17 protein-coding genes and 3 tRNA genes are annotated in these 14,738 nt (G+C 42.3%); 18 read left to right on the plus strand and 2 right to left on the minus strand.

What is annotated here, in order from left to right; translation table 11 throughout:
• The first annotated feature begins 1 nt into the window (after position 1).
• The 11 genes from ABIS22_03830 (at position 2) to ABIS22_03880 (ending at position 9,804) form a co-directional block, all read left to right on the plus strand.
• Positions 2–706, plus strand: a complete 705-nt coding sequence (locus ABIS22_03830) for a hypothetical protein (protein ID MEO7741019.1) — start codon at positions 2–4, stop codon at positions 704–706.
• The gene (locus tag ABIS22_03835) at positions 703–963 is read left to right on the plus strand and encodes a hypothetical protein (protein MEO7741020.1); all 261 of its coding nucleotides are present in this window, start codon (positions 703–705) and stop codon (positions 961–963) included. The genes ABIS22_03830 and ABIS22_03835 overlap by 4 nt, the downstream gene beginning before the upstream one ends.
• 10 nt (positions 964–973) lie before the next feature.
• Positions 974–2,737: a GspE/PulE family protein gene (locus tag ABIS22_03840; protein MEO7741021.1), complete on the plus strand. Its 1,764-nt coding sequence runs from the start codon at positions 974–976 to the stop codon at positions 2,735–2,737.
• A 13-nt stretch (positions 2,738–2,750) separates the two neighbouring features.
• Entirely contained in the window at positions 2,751–3,821 is a 1,071-nt protein-coding gene (locus ABIS22_03845; protein MEO7741022.1) for a type IV pilus twitching motility protein PilT, read from the plus strand.
• A gap of 2 nt (positions 3,822–3,823) precedes the next feature.
• The gene (locus ABIS22_03850) at positions 3,824–5,035 is read left to right on the plus strand and encodes a type II secretion system F family protein (GenBank protein MEO7741023.1); all 1,212 of its coding nucleotides are present in this window, start codon (positions 3,824–3,826) and stop codon (positions 5,033–5,035) included.
• 84 nt (positions 5,036–5,119) lie between these two features.
• A complete protein-coding gene (locus ABIS22_03855) occupies positions 5,120–5,599 on the plus strand; it encodes a type II secretion system protein (protein MEO7741024.1) in 480 nt (159 codons plus the stop codon).
• A gap of 86 nt (positions 5,600–5,685) precedes the next feature.
• Positions 5,686–6,564: a prepilin peptidase gene (locus tag ABIS22_03860; GenBank protein ID MEO7741025.1), complete on the plus strand. Its 879-nt coding sequence runs from the start codon at positions 5,686–5,688 to the stop codon at positions 6,562–6,564.
• Between the two features lie 39 nt (positions 6,565–6,603).
• On the plus strand, positions 6,604–7,350 hold the full coding sequence (locus tag ABIS22_03865; GenBank protein ID MEO7741026.1) for a prepilin-type N-terminal cleavage/methylation domain-containing protein: 747 nt from the start codon (positions 6,604–6,606) through the stop codon (positions 7,348–7,350).
• A gap of 95 nt (positions 7,351–7,445) precedes the next feature.
• Entirely contained in the window at positions 7,446–7,958 is a 513-nt protein-coding gene (locus ABIS22_03870; protein ID MEO7741027.1) for a hypothetical protein, read from the plus strand.
• The gene (locus ABIS22_03875) at positions 7,945–8,649 is read left to right on the plus strand and encodes a hypothetical protein (GenBank protein ID MEO7741028.1); all 705 of its coding nucleotides are present in this window, start codon (positions 7,945–7,947) and stop codon (positions 8,647–8,649) included. Before ABIS22_03870 ends, ABIS22_03875 begins: the two co-directional genes overlap by 14 nt.
• A gap of 12 nt (positions 8,650–8,661) precedes the next feature.
• Positions 8,662–9,804 carry a hypothetical protein gene (locus ABIS22_03880; protein MEO7741029.1) on the plus strand — a complete coding sequence of 381 codons (1,143 nt, stop codon included), beginning with the start codon at positions 8,662–8,664 and terminating at the stop codon, positions 9,802–9,804.
• Here the strand turns inward: ABIS22_03880 and xerA are convergent.
• Entirely contained in the window at positions 9,801–10,715 is a 915-nt protein-coding gene (gene xerA, locus ABIS22_03885; GenBank protein MEO7741030.1) for a site-specific tyrosine recombinase/integron integrase, read from the minus strand. The genes ABIS22_03880 and xerA overlap by 4 nt on opposite strands.
• 48 nt (positions 10,716–10,763) lie before the next feature.
• On the opposite strand from xerA, the gene ABIS22_03890 reads away from it, so the two are divergent.
• The 6 genes from ABIS22_03890 to ABIS22_03915 all read left to right on the plus strand — a co-directional run bounded on the left by ABIS22_03890 (position 10,764) and on the right by ABIS22_03915 (position 14,394).
• Positions 10,764–11,558, plus strand: coding sequence for an undecaprenyl-diphosphate phosphatase (locus ABIS22_03890; GenBank protein MEO7741031.1), 795 nt, complete (start codon positions 10,764–10,766; stop codon positions 11,556–11,558).
• Positions 11,559–11,579: 21 nt separating this feature from the next.
• On the plus strand, positions 11,580–12,089 hold the full coding sequence (locus ABIS22_03895; protein MEO7741032.1) for a nucleoside-diphosphate kinase: 510 nt from the start codon (positions 11,580–11,582) through the stop codon (positions 12,087–12,089).
• Positions 12,090–12,121: 32 nt separating this feature from the next.
• A tRNA-Arg gene (locus tag ABIS22_03900) sits at positions 12,122–12,198 on the plus strand.
• Positions 12,199–12,212: 14 nt separating this feature from the next.
• Positions 12,213–12,749, plus strand: coding sequence for a PH domain-containing protein (locus tag ABIS22_03905; GenBank protein MEO7741033.1), 537 nt, complete (start codon positions 12,213–12,215; stop codon positions 12,747–12,749).
• Positions 12,730–13,794, plus strand: coding sequence for a peptidylprolyl isomerase (locus ABIS22_03910; GenBank protein ID MEO7741034.1), 1,065 nt, complete (start codon positions 12,730–12,732; stop codon positions 13,792–13,794). Before ABIS22_03905 ends, ABIS22_03910 begins: the two co-directional genes overlap by 20 nt.
• A 3-nt stretch (positions 13,795–13,797) precedes the next feature.
• Positions 13,798–14,394, plus strand: a complete 597-nt coding sequence (locus ABIS22_03915; GenBank protein MEO7741035.1) for a superoxide dismutase — start codon at positions 13,798–13,800, stop codon at positions 14,392–14,394.
• Between the two features lie 58 nt (positions 14,395–14,452).
• Here the strand turns inward: ABIS22_03915 and ABIS22_03920 are convergent.
• Positions 14,453–14,528, minus strand: a tRNA-Asp gene (locus ABIS22_03920).
• Between the two features lie 114 nt (positions 14,529–14,642).
• Here ABIS22_03920 and ABIS22_03925 point away from each other — a divergent pair.
• Positions 14,643–14,718, plus strand: a tRNA-Thr gene (locus ABIS22_03925).
• The last annotated feature ends 20 nt before the right edge of the window (positions 14,719–14,738 follow it).

A 14,738-nucleotide genomic window follows, 5' to 3' on the forward strand; every position in this document is an offset into this window, starting at 1 on the left:
TATGGCTTCTGCTAACAAAGAAGTTGCAATACGCAAAAGACAGCAAATTGCTGGAGCGAATAGGATGATGTTTTTATGGGTAGCTGGTATTTCAGTTGTCGTAGGTTTCTGCGTTGTAGGAGCAATATTCCTATTTCAAAAACTTCAGTTTAACGAAAAGGTTCTTGCTGAAAAGTCAAATACGGGGACTATCTTAGTTCATAACAATAATATTATGGAAGATTTGAAGTCGAAGATACGTGTCTTAAATACAAACAAAGCATTAATGGATTCTCGAGCAAAACCAGATGATCAGCCACTTCAGGTTGTTCTTGATGCACTTCCATCCGACGCTAACTCTACGGCTCTTGGTTCGTCTCTCCAGGAGAAGCTTATACCGGGAGATGGGATTACAATTGAGTCATTTGCGACAGACACGGTTCAGGGTGTCGAAACGCAAAGTGATTCAAGTGTTGAGGATGCAAGTGGTACCGCTCTTCAGGACACAAACCAAATTACATTCCGTTTTTCAGTTAACACAGATATAACTAACCCAACACCGTTAAAAGAATTGCTTCAGCGATTAGAGCGTTCAATCAGGGCAATAGACATCACCTCACTTACTATTGAGACGCAAGGTACTAAGATTGTACTTTCTGTAGAGGGTAGGGCATTTTACCAACCTGCTAAGACAGTTGAATTAAAGGATAAGCCGGTAAAACCATGAAAAAATCAGATATTGCAATGATCATTCTTATCGCATCCGCGAGCATGCTAATAGCCTATTTCGTAGCTAAAGGTGTTGTTGGTGATGTACAGAATCAAGTCGTTAAGGTTAAAACAGCTCAGTCAATCTCCAGTGATGTCTCCGAGCCAGATAAGGCCATATTTAACTCAAATGCGATTAACCCCACAGTAGAAGTTATCATTGGTTCACAAACAGGCGCAACAACAAATCCAACGACTAATTCGAGTAGTCAGTAGGGCGCCGCATATGGCACTTCTGACTGGCGATATTCAAGAAAAGTTACTTACGCTTCTTTCTGAAGAAGGCTTAGTGACACAAGATGCGCTTAAGGCTGCTGAAGCTGACGCTATCAAGGCTAGCAAGCCACTCATGGCTTTTTTAACAGAACAGAATATTGTTGATGAAGAACTCCTGACTCATGCAATTGCTCAGGTATCAGGTGTACCATATGTCAACCTTACAAATAGTCTTATTGATCAAAGCGCTCTAGTTCTTTTACCTGAGGATATTGCAGCCCGATTTATGGCCGTACCACTCGCAGAGGTTCAAAATCGACTTGCGGTCGCTATGATTGACGCTAATAACGTCCAAGCTGTAGATTATCTAGCAAATCGTATTCAGCGTCCAATTAAAGTGTTCATGGCCTCTGAGACAGGTGTACGACATGTTCTTGAGCAATATCGGACCGATCTTTCAAGTGTCGACGCAGCAGCAGAAGCTTCTCAAGAGGAGGCAGTTAACAAAAGTGATAACGATATTAAGACGATTGTTCAGGATTCGCCGATTAGTCGGGCTCTTAGCACAATCCTTGAATATGCTGTTAAGTCACGTGCGAGCGATATTCATATTGAACCACTCGAAAAGACACTGAAAATCCGCTGTCGTGTAGACGGTGTTCTTCGTGAGATCATGCAACTTCCGAAATCGATTGAGCCAGCGCTTGTAAGCCGTATTAAAATCCTATCAAACTTAAAGATTGATGAGCATCGCATCCCTCAGGACGGTCAGTTTACGGTCAATGTAGCTCAAAAAGAAGTCGATCTTCGTATTGCTATTAGCCCTGTAGTCTGGGGAGAACAAGTGGTGATCCGTTTGCTTGATAAGTCTGGCAACAGTTTTGATATCGAAGAAATGGGGTATGCTGGTCGAGCACTTCGAGCTATTCGTAAGGGAATACGTAAGCCAAATGGCATGGTACTTACGTCTGGACCAACCGGTTCAGGTAAGTCAACAAGTCTCTACGCTCTTATTAAAGAGATCAAGGACGAAAGTATTAATATTGTTACCCTCGAAGATCCAGTCGAATACAAAATGGACGGAGTGAACCAAATTCAGGTTAACGCTGATGTAGGCCTCACATTCGCAGCAGGACTTCGCTCAATTCTACGCCAAGACCCAAATGTTGTGATGGTAGGTGAGATCCGTGATGCAGAAACAGCTAACCTTGCAGTTCAAGCTGCGCTAACGGGTCACCTTGTGTTCAGCACACTTCACACTAATTCAGCTGCAGGTGTGTTACCTCGCTTACTTGATATGGGTATCGAGCCATTTCTTATAGCAAGTACGGTTAATACAATTATTGGGCAGCGACTTGTGAGGCGCGTGGCTCCAAAGAGGGATAGTTACGAGTCCTCACCGATAGAAACACAAAATATCTTGGCAACGATTGGACATCTTTTACCAAAGACTAAAGAGGACGTTTTAAGAGTTTCTGAAGATCTAGGCTACAAAGACTTGCCACTGGCAGGGAAAAGCGCTTATACTTTAGTCAAGGGCAAAGATACGCTCCAAACCCCAAGGGGCTACACTGGGCGAGCAGGGCTTTACGAAGTGATGGATGTCAACGAAGAAATACAAAATTTGATTGTCACTCGTGCAACAAGTTCTGAAATTCAGCGTAAAGCAGTCGAGCAGGGTATGGTAACAATGCGTCAGGATGGATATCTCAAAGCACTACAGGGGCTTACTACAATTGAAGAAGTTAACCGCGTCGCGTCGGATATAGCATAAGAAGGGTAAAAATATGAATACACAAGAATTACGAATCGAAGTGCTACTAGAAGAAGTCGTCAAGAAGAGGGCATCAGACCTTCATCTTCAAGTTAGCCTACCTCCAATGCTGCGTGTTGACGGTACACTTGCACCAATTCCTGGGTACAATCCTTTAGATGAGCCGGCGATTGAGTCGCTAATCTTTGCAATTCTTGACCAGGATCAGCAACAAATTTTAATTAAAGATAAAGAGTTTGATTTTAGCTTCGCTTTTGGAACGCTTGGCCGATTTCGCGTAAATGCATTTCACGAGCGTGGTAATCTTGCTGCCGCACTTCGCTTGATACCAAATGAAATAAAATCAGTTACTGAACTCGGTATGCCTGCAGTAGTTATGAGTTTTGCGGATTATCCTAGAGGTCTTGTTCTTGTAACCGGCCCTACAGGATCGGGTAAATCGACGACTCTCGCGTCGCTTGTGGATAAGATAAATGTCGAGCGTGCTCAACATATTATAACAATTGAAGATCCAATCGAGTTTACTCACAAGTCTAAAAAATCAGTGATTGTGCAACGTGAAGTTCACTATGACACATATTCCTTCTCAGCTGCCCTGCGATCAAGCCTTCGTCAAGATCCTGATGTTGTGCTTATTGGTGAGATGCGTGATCTTGAGACAATCTCAGCAGCGATTACTATCGCAGAGACAGGACACTTGGTTTTTGCGACTCTTCATACTAACTCTGCCGCGCAGTCAATTGACCGTATGATCGACGTGTTTCCTCCACACCAGCAACCTCAGATTAGGGCACAGCTTAGCAACATTTTGATGGCAATTTGTTCGCAGCGTCTTGTGCCAGCTATTGGTGGGGGACGTGTTGTTGCTGTAGAAGTTTTGATTGCAAACCCAGCTGTACGTAACATTATACGGGAGGGTAAGAGTCATCAACTTGATGCAGTTATTCAAACAAGTGCAGATCAAGGAATGCAGACAATGGACAGGACGCTTGTCAGTCTCGTACAAAGTGGAACTGTTACGTATGATGAGGCCCGAAACTTCGCTGTCGATCTAACTGAATTCGAAAGATTAATGAGAGGCTAAGCGTGAAAAAATTTAATTATCAAGCAAAAGATAGTGCAACGAATAAAATCGTTAAAGCTACTGTCCAGGCAGATTCTGAGAATTCAGCAGCAAAACTGTTGATTGAACAGGGATTTACTCCTCTTGAAATTAAAGAAATTGATGAGAGTAAGGGTTTTTTCAGTGGTCTTAAGAATCGCGTAACATCAAAAGACAAGATTGTCTTTACTCGTCAGCTCGCAACGCTCATCGGAGCTGGATTACCGCTATCTCAAAGTCTTCACACAGTTCTTGAGCAGACTGAAAATAAACGACTCCAAGGTGTTATTCAGGATATAGTCGCTTCCGTAGAGGGTGGACGTTCTCTATCCGAGTCTTTTTCTAAGCACTCGGACGTATTTGATAAAGTCTTTCTGTCACTTATTGCTGCTGGTGAAACATCTGGAACACTTGACGATTCACTGCGTCGGATTGCAGCTCAGCAGGAAAAAGATGCTGCAACGGCAGGGAAAATTAAGGGTGCATTAACGTATCCACTAATTGTTCTTGTCGTCATATTCGGAGTTATGGGCTTTATGTTATTTACCGTTGTTCCGCAGGTAGAAAAGCTCTACCATGACCTTAAAAAGCAATTACCATTTTTAACTCAGGCTATGGTTACTGCTGCAGATTTTCTTGCTCACTTCTGGTGGCTTGTGATTGCCATACTCGGTATTGGCGGATACTTTTTTATGCAATATCTTAAAACAGACAGCGGTATTAAAATGATAGACACATTTAAATTAAATGTGCCACTTTTTGGAAACATGTTCAGAAAGCTTTATATGGCTCGGTTTGCTAGAACAGGGCAAACACTCCTTAGTACCGGTGTTGCGATGCTAGACATGCTGCGAATAACGAGTGAAGCGGTTAATAATACTGTCATTGGTAAAAGTATCGATAGAGCGGCCGAGAAAGTTAAAGGCGGTAAGGCTCTATCTGCTTCTTTGCAGCCTGAAGATTATATACTCCCACTTGTTCCACAAATGATTAAGATTGGTGAGCAATCAGGTAAGATCGACGAGATGATGGGTAAGACTGCGCAGGTTTACGAAGACGAACTTGACGAAGAAATAAAAGCAATCTCAACACTCATCGAGCCTATTCTCATGGTTGTACTAGCCGTTGTTGCTGGTGGTATGGTCGGGGCAATTCTTCTCCCAATATACAGCTTGGTAAATGGTGTTAATGTCTAGACAATGCTAGACGAGTACTGTACTATAAGCATAAGCGTAAAAACGCAGACATTAATTTGTTCATAGAAAGGTGGAATATATTTTATGAACGGTCAGTTAAAAAACAAAGAAAAAGGATTCACAATTATTGAGGTGGTTTTAGTACTAGCTATTGCTGGACTTATCTTCCTTATGGTATTTATCGCGTTACCTGCATTACAGCGTAACCAGCGTGATACGCAGCGTAAAAATGACATGAGTCGTGTTATTACGGCACTGACAAGCTACCAGTCGAATAATCGACAGGCACTGCCGGCTTCAACATCTGCAGCATATGCATTATTTTTGACAAACTATCTCAGAGCAGGAGGTGACACATTTCAAGATCCATCAAGTGGTAACTATAAATTTGTTCCAAAGGCTATCGTTCGTACAGCGCCTACAGTAGCGTTGTCTACAACGCCAGAAATTTGGCAATACGATAAATCTACTTGTAGCGGTGAGTCAATCATTGCAGCGGGTAGTAATAAAGTCGCTTTCGCCGCTAAGCTTGAAGGTGGTGGTGTAGCCTGCGTCAATAACTAGTTTAGCAACTAGCTAACAAAAAAACCTCGGCAAGCTAAACATGCCGAGGTTTTTCTTTGTACGCAATATAAGGTATGATAATGCTTATGGAACAAATCTATATATACGTAGGACTCACGCTGCTTGGTCTCTGCTTTGGAAGTTTTGCAGCAGCAACTGTCTGGCGACTTCGAGCTAAACAACTTTTTCAAGATAAGCATGATGGAGAAAAGGTACCTCGTCGCGAATATGAAAATTTACTCCCGCTTGCAAAAACAAAAACTTCAAAAGATTACTCCCGCTGCCTCCACTGTCAACACAGGCTTGCATGGTATGACCTTATTCCAGTACTTAGTTGGTTACAAATTGGTGGTAAGTGCCGTTATTGTCACAAGCCGATAGGTTGGATGGAGCCACTTGCAGAGCTTGCAGTAACACTATTCTTTGTTGGTTCATATATGGTTTGGCCAATACCACTTACGTCAGGTACAGCGATAGTGGAGTTTATCATATGGTTAATCGCAGGAGTTATGCTAGCAATCCTGTTTATGTATGATCTGCGGTGGTTCTTATTACCAAACCAAGTCGTTTACCCGTTAATTGGATTAGGTGCTGTTGCGACAATTATTCATCTAGCGCCTCATCTTGATGATATTTCAAAGTTACTTTCAGTGATTGGCGCCGTAGCTATATTGAGTGGGCTTTATGGACTATTGTGGCTGCTTTCAAAAGGTGCATGGATTGGCTTTGGTGACGTTAAGTTAGGCCTTGGCCTTGCGCTATTATTAGGACAGTGGGACCTAGCTATAATTGCGCTTTTTGCTGCCAATGTGATCGGATGTATCATCGTACTTCCAGGGATGTTAAGTGGCAAGTTGAAAAGAACATCGCACGTTCCATTCGGACCACTACTTATTGGTGGATATATTATTGCAGGACTCTGGGGCTCTCAATTAATTGATTGGTACTTTTCACTCACTATTTAGACGCAGTAGCTAACACGTTTATGCTATAATGAGGCTCAAATGGGCAGTAACGACAACCGCGGTTTTACGATGATAGAAACGATGCTATTTTTAGCTGTCACTGCACTTCTCGCGGTAGGAGTTCTTGTTGGTTCAGGCGTAGCTATCGGCCAGCAAAGGTATCGAGATAGTGTTAACTCATTAAAATCCACTCTCCAGCAGCAATATAACCTAGTGTCGAATACAACTAATAATCGAGATAATTACTGGACATGTAATTCTTCAGGTGTTGTTACTGAGATTCCAGCTGGACAAACAAGGGGTAGACAAACAAGGGGTACTAGTGATTGTGTGCAGATGGGACGCTTAGTTACAATTCAAAATGGCACTATGATAACAACATCTAATGTTGTTGGTTATCGACAAGGTACGACTATTGCCAGGAATGATATAGCCGAACTTCAGTTTTATAAAATGACAACACTGACAATAGATCAGGATATAACCACCATGAACTGGCAATCGGTTATAGTTACGCAGCATCAAACAACTCCATATTCACTTTCGATATTAATTTTACGTTCGCCACTGAGCGGATCGATAGTGACATTCATCAAAAACACTGCAGGTGTACCCTCTGATTTAAAGACAATGGTCAGTTCATTAAACCAAGTAGCCAGAGTACTATGCGTAGCAGCACCTGTGGGAACATTTGTAGGTCGCCAGATTGGTGTTCAGGTTGATGCATTTGCAGGTAATCAGGGCGCAGTAAATATTCCTCTTGAAACGGATGGATTATGCGGCTAGGCAAGTCTTTTCGAAGCGACGCAGGGGATACCATTATAGAAGTATTGCTTGCGGTCACAATTTTCAGCATGATTGCTGTAGGAAGTCTCTCTGTGATGAATCAAAGCATTTCGACTGCGCAACGATCACTTGAAATAACACTCGTTCGCCAGCAGATGGATGCTCAGGCTGAGGCCCTTCGTTTCATTAATCAGTCATACATTGCGAATTATCAGCGCGGAGGTGCTCCTCCGACGGGAACCGCTGGTGAGTGGGTGACTATTGCAAATTCTAAATCGGTCGCTCAGGCAAGCACTTTTGGTCAATCTGTAGGTGTGACATGTCCGTCTCTTCCAAGTCGCGCATTTATTTTAAATACGCAAACAGCAAGAATATGGAATCAAGCACCAAAGTCTACTGCAGCTGTCGGTTCACCACCATTTTCGCAGGTGCGCTATAGCGCGGGAGCTATTAGTAGTGCATATGGGATATGGATAGAAGCAGTCCGTTCAGGGGCTGTCGGCCAGTTAGGGTATATAGATTTCCATATTCGTACGTGCTGGAACAGTCCGGGTAGTAGTGTAGTGTCGACGCTCGGCACGATCGTGAGGTTATATGAACCAAGGTAGTAAAAAAGGTTTTACCATTATTGAACTGATGCTTTCAATGTCATTTGTTTCACTTTTACTCATGGCAATAGCGGTGACAACTATTCAGATAAGCAATATTTATAACAAAGGAATTACTCTGCGCGAAGTAAACCAAGCTGGAAGGGCGATCTCTGACGATATCGGTAGAACGATATCTCAATCTGAACCATTCGATGTAGATACAACATCACCTACTACTAGGTACATCGTAAAACCAGGTGGCGGAAGGCTATGTACTGGTCGCTTTACATATGCCTGGAATTTAGGTAGCGCAATAAGGGGTGGCGCTGGAGCGCCGGCAATATATAATAAGTATACAGCAGGAACCGTTCAAGTGCGGTTTGTGAAAGTCACGGATAATGGTGGGAGTTTATGCGATAACCCAGCTTCAAATATTGTGAAAGCAAATGCTACCGAACAATTAAATAGTGGAGACCGGGACTTGGTTGTACATCTTTTCACAGTCACTAAGGGCAGTGAGGATCTGATAATCAAGCAGGCGCTATACTCAGTAGTGATAACTCTTGGAACTAATGATAGTAGCCAACTGCTTGCAAACGACACCTCCTGCCGAGCTCCGTCAGCTGGCTCGGGCGATGAAGATTATTGTTCAGTCAATCAGTTCACAATAACTACACGTGCTGGTAATAAAGTCTCGACGGGTTATTAAAGGAGTATGTTTATGTCATCACAACAACGTAACGATCAAAGGGGAGTAGTATCACTTTTCATTGTTATTTTTACCGCACTACTTATAACTGTTGTTACTATAAGCTTTGTTCAGCTTATGTTGCATGATCAACAACAGGCTTCAACAAGTGACCTATCTCAGAGTGCGTACGACTCAGCTCAGGCAGGGGTCGAAGACGCTAAAAGAGCACTACTCCTTGAACAAAACTGTGACCAGAATGGACAAGTTGTAGCTGGTGTAGATTGCGCGAAGGTTCGTGCGGCGCTCGCATCTAATAGTTGCGATTCAGTCTCTACGGCGCTCAATATGCCTCAGCCTAACAATGAAACCTTAATTCAGCAGGATGAAGCCGATAAAAATTTAGATCAAGCTTATACGTGTGTTAAGGTTTCAGTGAACACTCCTGATTATGTTGGGACACTGCAAACTAACGATTCTCAAGTTATTCCTCTTTCTGGAACGAGCTCCTTCGATAGAATCGAAATTAATTGGTTTACGAGTAGTGATTCACCAAGTCGAACAATGTCTTACCCGGCAATTATTAGCCTGCCAAAATCAAATGGAAGTGTATGGAAAGGCAATACGCCAGCTTTAATGAGGTCACAGTTAATACAGGTCGGCGGGCGATTTACGCAATCTAATCTTGATACAGCTTCTGGAGCTAATAGCGACGTGAATACATTATTTCTCTACCCTTCGTCAATTGGATCAAATACTAAAAATTTTGCTGACGACGATCGTAGGAGTGGTCTTGCAGCACCGCAGATTATAAGATGTCAGCCTAATTTCGTTACCGCAACGTATGCTTGTTCGGCTACTATTACATTGCCATCTCCTATTGATGGTAGCGCTAATAATCGTACGGCGTTCCTACGTCTCAGTGCTATCTACAACAAATCTACTTTTCAGATTAAACTTAAAAATGGCGCAACCGATGTACCATTTTCCGGCGCACAATCTGAAGTTGATTCAACTGGACGAGCAAATGATTTATTCCGACGCGTTAAGTCACGTGTGACACTTGGGGGTGGTTTCCCGTACCCACAAGCAGCAGTAGATATTACAGGTAACCTCTGTAAGAATTTTTCAATTACGGACGACCCAGCTGACTATGTCAGCTCATGTACACCTTAATCTGTATCGCTATGAAACTTCTCATAGATTTCACGAAGATGTTCATCTGTAACGTGAGTGTATACTTGTGTTGTCGTGATACTACTATGACCTAACATTGATTGAACGCTACGTATGTCCGCACCGTTCATAAGAAGATCTGTTGCGAAACTGTGGCGCATTGTATGAGGACTGACGTGTTTTGTGATGCCGGCGATTCTGGCATATTTGCTAATAATTCGTTGTATGCTGCGGCTCGTTAACCGACGGTAGTCACCACCCATACTACTCATATTATTACGACTGTAGCTTAGGAATAAGGGAGGTAGGTTGTCTAGACGTGCTGCAAGATATGCATCAACTCGCGCAGCTGCCGCCTCACCAATAAAAATTGGTCGATCCTTTTGACCTTTTCCTCGAACCATAAACTCTCGTCTTTTAGTATTGATATGATCACGATTCAGATTAACAAGCTCAGAAACACGAAGGCCACTTGAAAATAACAACTCAATAATTGCTCTGTCGCGTAAGCCAGTTTCATCGTCAGTAGGGATTGTGTCTAATAGTCGTTCGACCTCATCGTAGTGAAGAAAGGTAACTTGCTTGCGTGAAACTTTTGGAAGAATAATTTTTTCAGGACTCAGACTTTGGATATCTCGAGTTGAGAGATATGTAAGAAAGCCACGAAGAGCAATCAGATGGTAGCTTTGGGTGATTGTAGCTAGCCCATCTTCATGATCATTCTTATATCTATTAAGCCATAACCTATACTTACGAATTATCTCAGTAGTAATTTTATCAACGGTTATATTATCTGTAAATTCTACGAAACGATCAAGATATAGTTCATAATTTTCGGCAGTTTTGGCAGACCTACCACCTTCAACTTCTAGGTGCTCAATATAGTCATGAAGTAGTTCTGATATATACATATAGTATAAGCATAGCGCAAAAGGATCGAACTAGGTACAATGGAGGTAATGAATATCTTTGAAATGATAACACTTGGACTCACTCAAGGTTTAACGGAATTTATCCCAGTAAGTAGTTCGGGGCACCTTATTATTGTTCAACAGCTCCTATCAGGAGCATCAGATCATCTTTTTGTCGAGTTTATTAATATAGGGACATTGCTGGCACTGCTCGTTTTCTTTAGGAGGCGCATTGTAGACATCTTGAAGGATGTATTTGTTGAGAAGAATTATCAATTGGCACTTAATATTCTCATTACAGCTATTCCGGCTGGTATTACCGGGTACGTTTTAGCTACTTTTATAGAACAAACTCCATTCTTTGGGAGTATTGTGGTTGTTACTGTAACTCTTGCGGTCGTAGGGCTAATTATGGTTATTGTTGAGAAACTACCAAAAGCGTCAGCTGTTAAAGATGGTCAGGGTTTGAGTCATAAGAGAGCATTTCTTATTGGACTTGTTCAAGTATTTGCACTGATTCCCGGTGTATCAAGGTCGGGATCAACGATTATTGCTGGTCGCCTAGCTGGTCTGAATCCCGCAGCAGCAGCAGAGTACAGTTTCCTCGCGTCACTCCCAATTATGCTAGGTGTTACAGTGAAGCTATTTACTAAATCGACAGATAGGGCATACTTCACCGAGCATCTTCCAATGTTACTTCTTAGTAATGGCATCGCATTTCTTGCTGGTATTGTTGCAATTGGTTTTTTAATGCGCTACCTCTCAAGCCATACTCTTGCAGCCTTCGGCTGGTATCGAATTGGACTTGCCGCAATACTAACTTTGTATCTTTTGGTACAATAGATAGAGTAACTAAGGAGAAGTATGAGTACAAATAATATACAGAAGACACTAGTAGTTTTTAAACCAGATACAGTCCAGCGCGGTCTTGTTGGAGAGATTTTGACGCGATTTGAGCGAGTTGGCTTAAAAATTGTTGCGACAAAGATGATTGCCCCTACTAAAGAGCATTATCATAAGCATTATGAAGAAATTGGCAAAATGATTACCCGTCGTGGGGAGCATACCTTTGACATAACACTAGATCTAATGGTTCAGGGTCCAGTGATTGCAATGGTATTTGAGGGCGTCGAAGCAGTTGCTCTTGTTCGTAAAATGGTTGGCCCAACAGAACCAAAGTCAGCACAGCCAGGTACTATACGTGGCGACTACTCGCATATGAGCTTTGGTTATGCCGATGAAGAAGATAAGGGCATTCCTAACCTTATTCATGCATCAGGTGATCCCGAAGAGGCAGCACAAGAAATTGATCACTGGTTCTCAGATAGTGAACTATACGAGTACAAGGCGCTTCACGAGAAGTTCACCAGATAATCTAGTACTTCTGCGTGATACAATAACAGGAAGCCTCGGTAGCTCAACTGGATAGAGCAGATCCGTCCTAAGGATAAGGTTGTAGGTTCAACTCCTGCCCGGGGTACCAAAAAATTATACATTATGAATAATAACGCAAAGGACAAGCAGCAACTCGACTTCGACGGACAACGTGACGGGGAGAAGCTGCTTTTCGTGTTTCGACGTCATATGATTGCTATGAGAAAAGGTTTTTACTTCTTGCTAATACCACTTGCGCTAACTTCAATACCACCACTTGTTTGGCAAGATAATCTCCAACTTTTCTTGCTACCCGTAGTCGGGCTCGTACTTGGTCTTATCCTATTTTCTTACCAATTTATTATGTGGTACTTTACTATCTATATCGTGACTGACCAGCGACTGAGACAGATTACACAAAAAGGTTTCTTTGGTAAAGATGTTGTCGAGCTCAGACTGTCAAAGATTCAAAACATAAGCTATAATATACCAGGGTTTAGTGGTGAAATTTTTGGTTTTGGCACTATGGTAATACAGACATTTGTGGGTGACCTTGTTATTCACAAAGTTGAGCATCCCGACAAGATTTATAATAGACTGCAGGATGCGGTGACGGCGGCTATGGCTGCTCAGGGAGAATATGAAAAAACTAACTCTTAAGAAATTTAGAAAAAAACAAGAAGCTCCGTCACGTATAACGAACGAAACGGTCGCTGAGCACCGTGAGCGTATTCTTGCTGGTGGGCGACGTTTCAAGTATCCAATGCAGTACGCTAGGCATAAGCTAGTCATTAATGCTATCATTATTGTTCTCGTAACAATTTTGGCACTTGTACTGATCGGATGGTGGCAATTATACCCTGTACAAAATACCAGTACATTCTTCTACCGTGTAACTCGCGTTCTGCCACTGCCGGTTGCTGTTGTAGATGGAGAACAAGTTCGTTATAGTGATTATCTTCTTCACTTCAATAGTTCAGCACATTATTTACAACAGAGTGAACAGGTTGATTTAAATAGCGATGATGGTAAACGACAGCTCGACTATATCAAACGTAAAACCATGGATAATGTGGTCGCAGATGCATATGCTGCAAAGATTGCCCGTGAACAGAAAATTACTATATCTGATAGCGATGTTGATGCGATCATTAAGCTTGGTCGTACAACGACAAACGGTGTTATCTCACAGGAAACCTATGATGCTTCGGCCCTAAGCATACTTGGCTGGACTCCAGATGAAAATAGGGAAGTTATACGAAGCGGTTTAATTAGAAACGCAGTATCATATCAGATTGATACGGTTGCGAAAGATAATGTACAGAAAGTGACTAATTTACTTCAAAATAAAGATATTGATTTTGATCTTGTCGCAAAAACTGTTGGTGGGTCTGGGGATTCGGCAGTCACTGCTGGCGTATCAGGACTTGTACCTAATTTTAACAACGACGGTGGTCTAAGTGCTGCAGCCGATAAACTACAAAAAGGTCAATTATCACCTGTTATAAAATCAACAACAGGTGATGGTTATTACGTCGTGAGACTTCTTGAGAAGACTGACACAAAAATTAGTTATGCCTTTATTAAAATTCCTCTCACTGTTTTCAATGCTAAACTTGCTGACCTGAAGAAAAATAACAAGGTTACTGAGTACATTTCAATACCACAGATTAATGATCAGGCAGCAGTAAAATCAAAGGAGTAGAACATGTATACATTACCAGCACTAGATTACGAATATGATCAGTTAGGTCCTTATATAAGTAAAGATATCATGACGCTACATCATACAAAACATCATCAAACTTATGTTGATAAGTTGAATGCTGCACTGGATACAGCACCTGCGCTAAAAGAGCGACCTCTTGTAAGTCTTTTAACGGATCTCGATAGTTTACCCGAGGCTGTGAAGTCAGCTGTCCGCAATCATGGTGGTGGTCATTATAACCACAGTTTATTTTGGCAATGGATGTCACCACAGGGGGGTGGCGAGCCAACAGGTGATTTGGCAGCTAAAATAATTGAAAAGTACGGAAGTTTCCAAGGATTTGTTGATGCATTTACAGCAAAGTCCCTTGCAGTATTCGGTAGTGGCTGGGTATGGCTTCAGCCGAACATGGATATAATTACAACATCCAACCAAGACACTCCAATTATGCAGGGTCTCGCTGCACCACTTCTTGGGCTAGATGTATGGGAGCATGCTTATTATCTCGACTACAAAAATAAGCGCGATGATTATGTCGCAAGTTGGTGGAATACTGTGAACTGGGATTTTGTAACCGAACGCTCAATCGATAAGTAGGTATAAAGTTTAGTTCTACAGGCAAGAAAAAAGTTCATCAATTGATGAACTTTTTTCTTGGCGCGCTCGACCGGATTTGAACCGGCGATCTCCTCCGTGACAGGGAGGCGTGATAACCCCTTCACTACGAGCGCAAATTAACCGAGGCTTTAGTTATGATATCAGTTTTCCGCCTCTGAGGCAACAGGGTGGGATCGTTTATTTTTACAGTCCAAACTGGTATAATGAGGAAGAAGCTATAAACAAGTGCCGCTGTAGCTCAGCTGGTAGAGCGGCGCTTTCGTAAAGCGTAGGTCTCCGGTTCAAATCCGGACAGCGGCTCCACAATTTGTTTGAAACTATTA

The organism is Candidatus Saccharimonadales bacterium (assembly GCA_039928925.1).
In the GTDB taxonomy this organism is placed as follows: domain Bacteria; phylum Patescibacteriota; class Saccharimonadia; order Saccharimonadales; family Saccharimonadaceae; genus UBA6022.

Bases quoted from the DNA above. Each gene is read 5' to 3' on its own strand.
- ABIS22_03840 (MEO7741021.1), top strand. From the start codon at position 974: ATGGCACTTCTGACTGGCGATATTCAAGAAAAGTTACTTACGCTTCTT.
- ABIS22_03835 (MEO7741020.1), top strand. From the start codon at position 703: ATGAAAAAATCAGATATTGCAATGATCATTCTTATCGCATCCGCGAGC.
- ABIS22_03895 (MEO7741032.1), top strand. From the start codon at position 11,580: ATGAGTACAAATAATATACAGAAGACACTAGTAGTTTTTAAACCAGAT.
- ABIS22_03830 (MEO7741019.1), top strand. From the start codon at position 2: ATGGCTTCTGCTAACAAAGAAGTTGCAATACGCAAAAGACAGCAAATT.
- ABIS22_03855 (MEO7741024.1), top strand. From the start codon at position 5,120: ATGAACGGTCAGTTAAAAAACAAAGAAAAAGGATTCACAATTATTGAG.
- ABIS22_03905 (MEO7741033.1), top strand. From the start codon at position 12,213: ATGAATAATAACGCAAAGGACAAGCAGCAACTCGACTTCGACGGACAA.
- ABIS22_03865 (MEO7741026.1), top strand. From the start codon at position 6,604: ATGGGCAGTAACGACAACCGCGGTTTTACGATGATAGAAACGATGCTA.
- ABIS22_03870 (MEO7741027.1), top strand. From the start codon at position 7,446: ATGAATCAAAGCATTTCGACTGCGCAACGATCACTTGAAATAACACTC.
- ABIS22_03910 (MEO7741034.1), top strand. From the start codon at position 12,730: ATGAAAAAACTAACTCTTAAGAAATTTAGAAAAAAACAAGAAGCTCCG.
- ABIS22_03915 (MEO7741035.1), top strand. From the start codon at position 13,798: ATGTATACATTACCAGCACTAGATTACGAATATGATCAGTTAGGTCCT.
- ABIS22_03860 (MEO7741025.1), top strand. From the start codon at position 5,686: ATGGAACAAATCTATATATACGTAGGACTCACGCTGCTTGGTCTCTGC.
- xerA (MEO7741030.1), bottom strand. From the start codon at position 10,715: ATGTATATATCAGAACTACTTCATGACTATATTGAGCACCTAGAAGTT.
- ABIS22_03845 (MEO7741022.1), top strand. From the start codon at position 2,751: ATGAATACACAAGAATTACGAATCGAAGTGCTACTAGAAGAAGTCGTC.
- ABIS22_03880 (MEO7741029.1), top strand. From the start codon at position 8,662: ATGTCATCACAACAACGTAACGATCAAAGGGGAGTAGTATCACTTTTC.
- ABIS22_03890 (MEO7741031.1), top strand. From the start codon at position 10,764: ATGAATATCTTTGAAATGATAACACTTGGACTCACTCAAGGTTTAACG.
- ABIS22_03875 (MEO7741028.1), top strand. From the start codon at position 7,945: ATGAACCAAGGTAGTAAAAAAGGTTTTACCATTATTGAACTGATGCTT.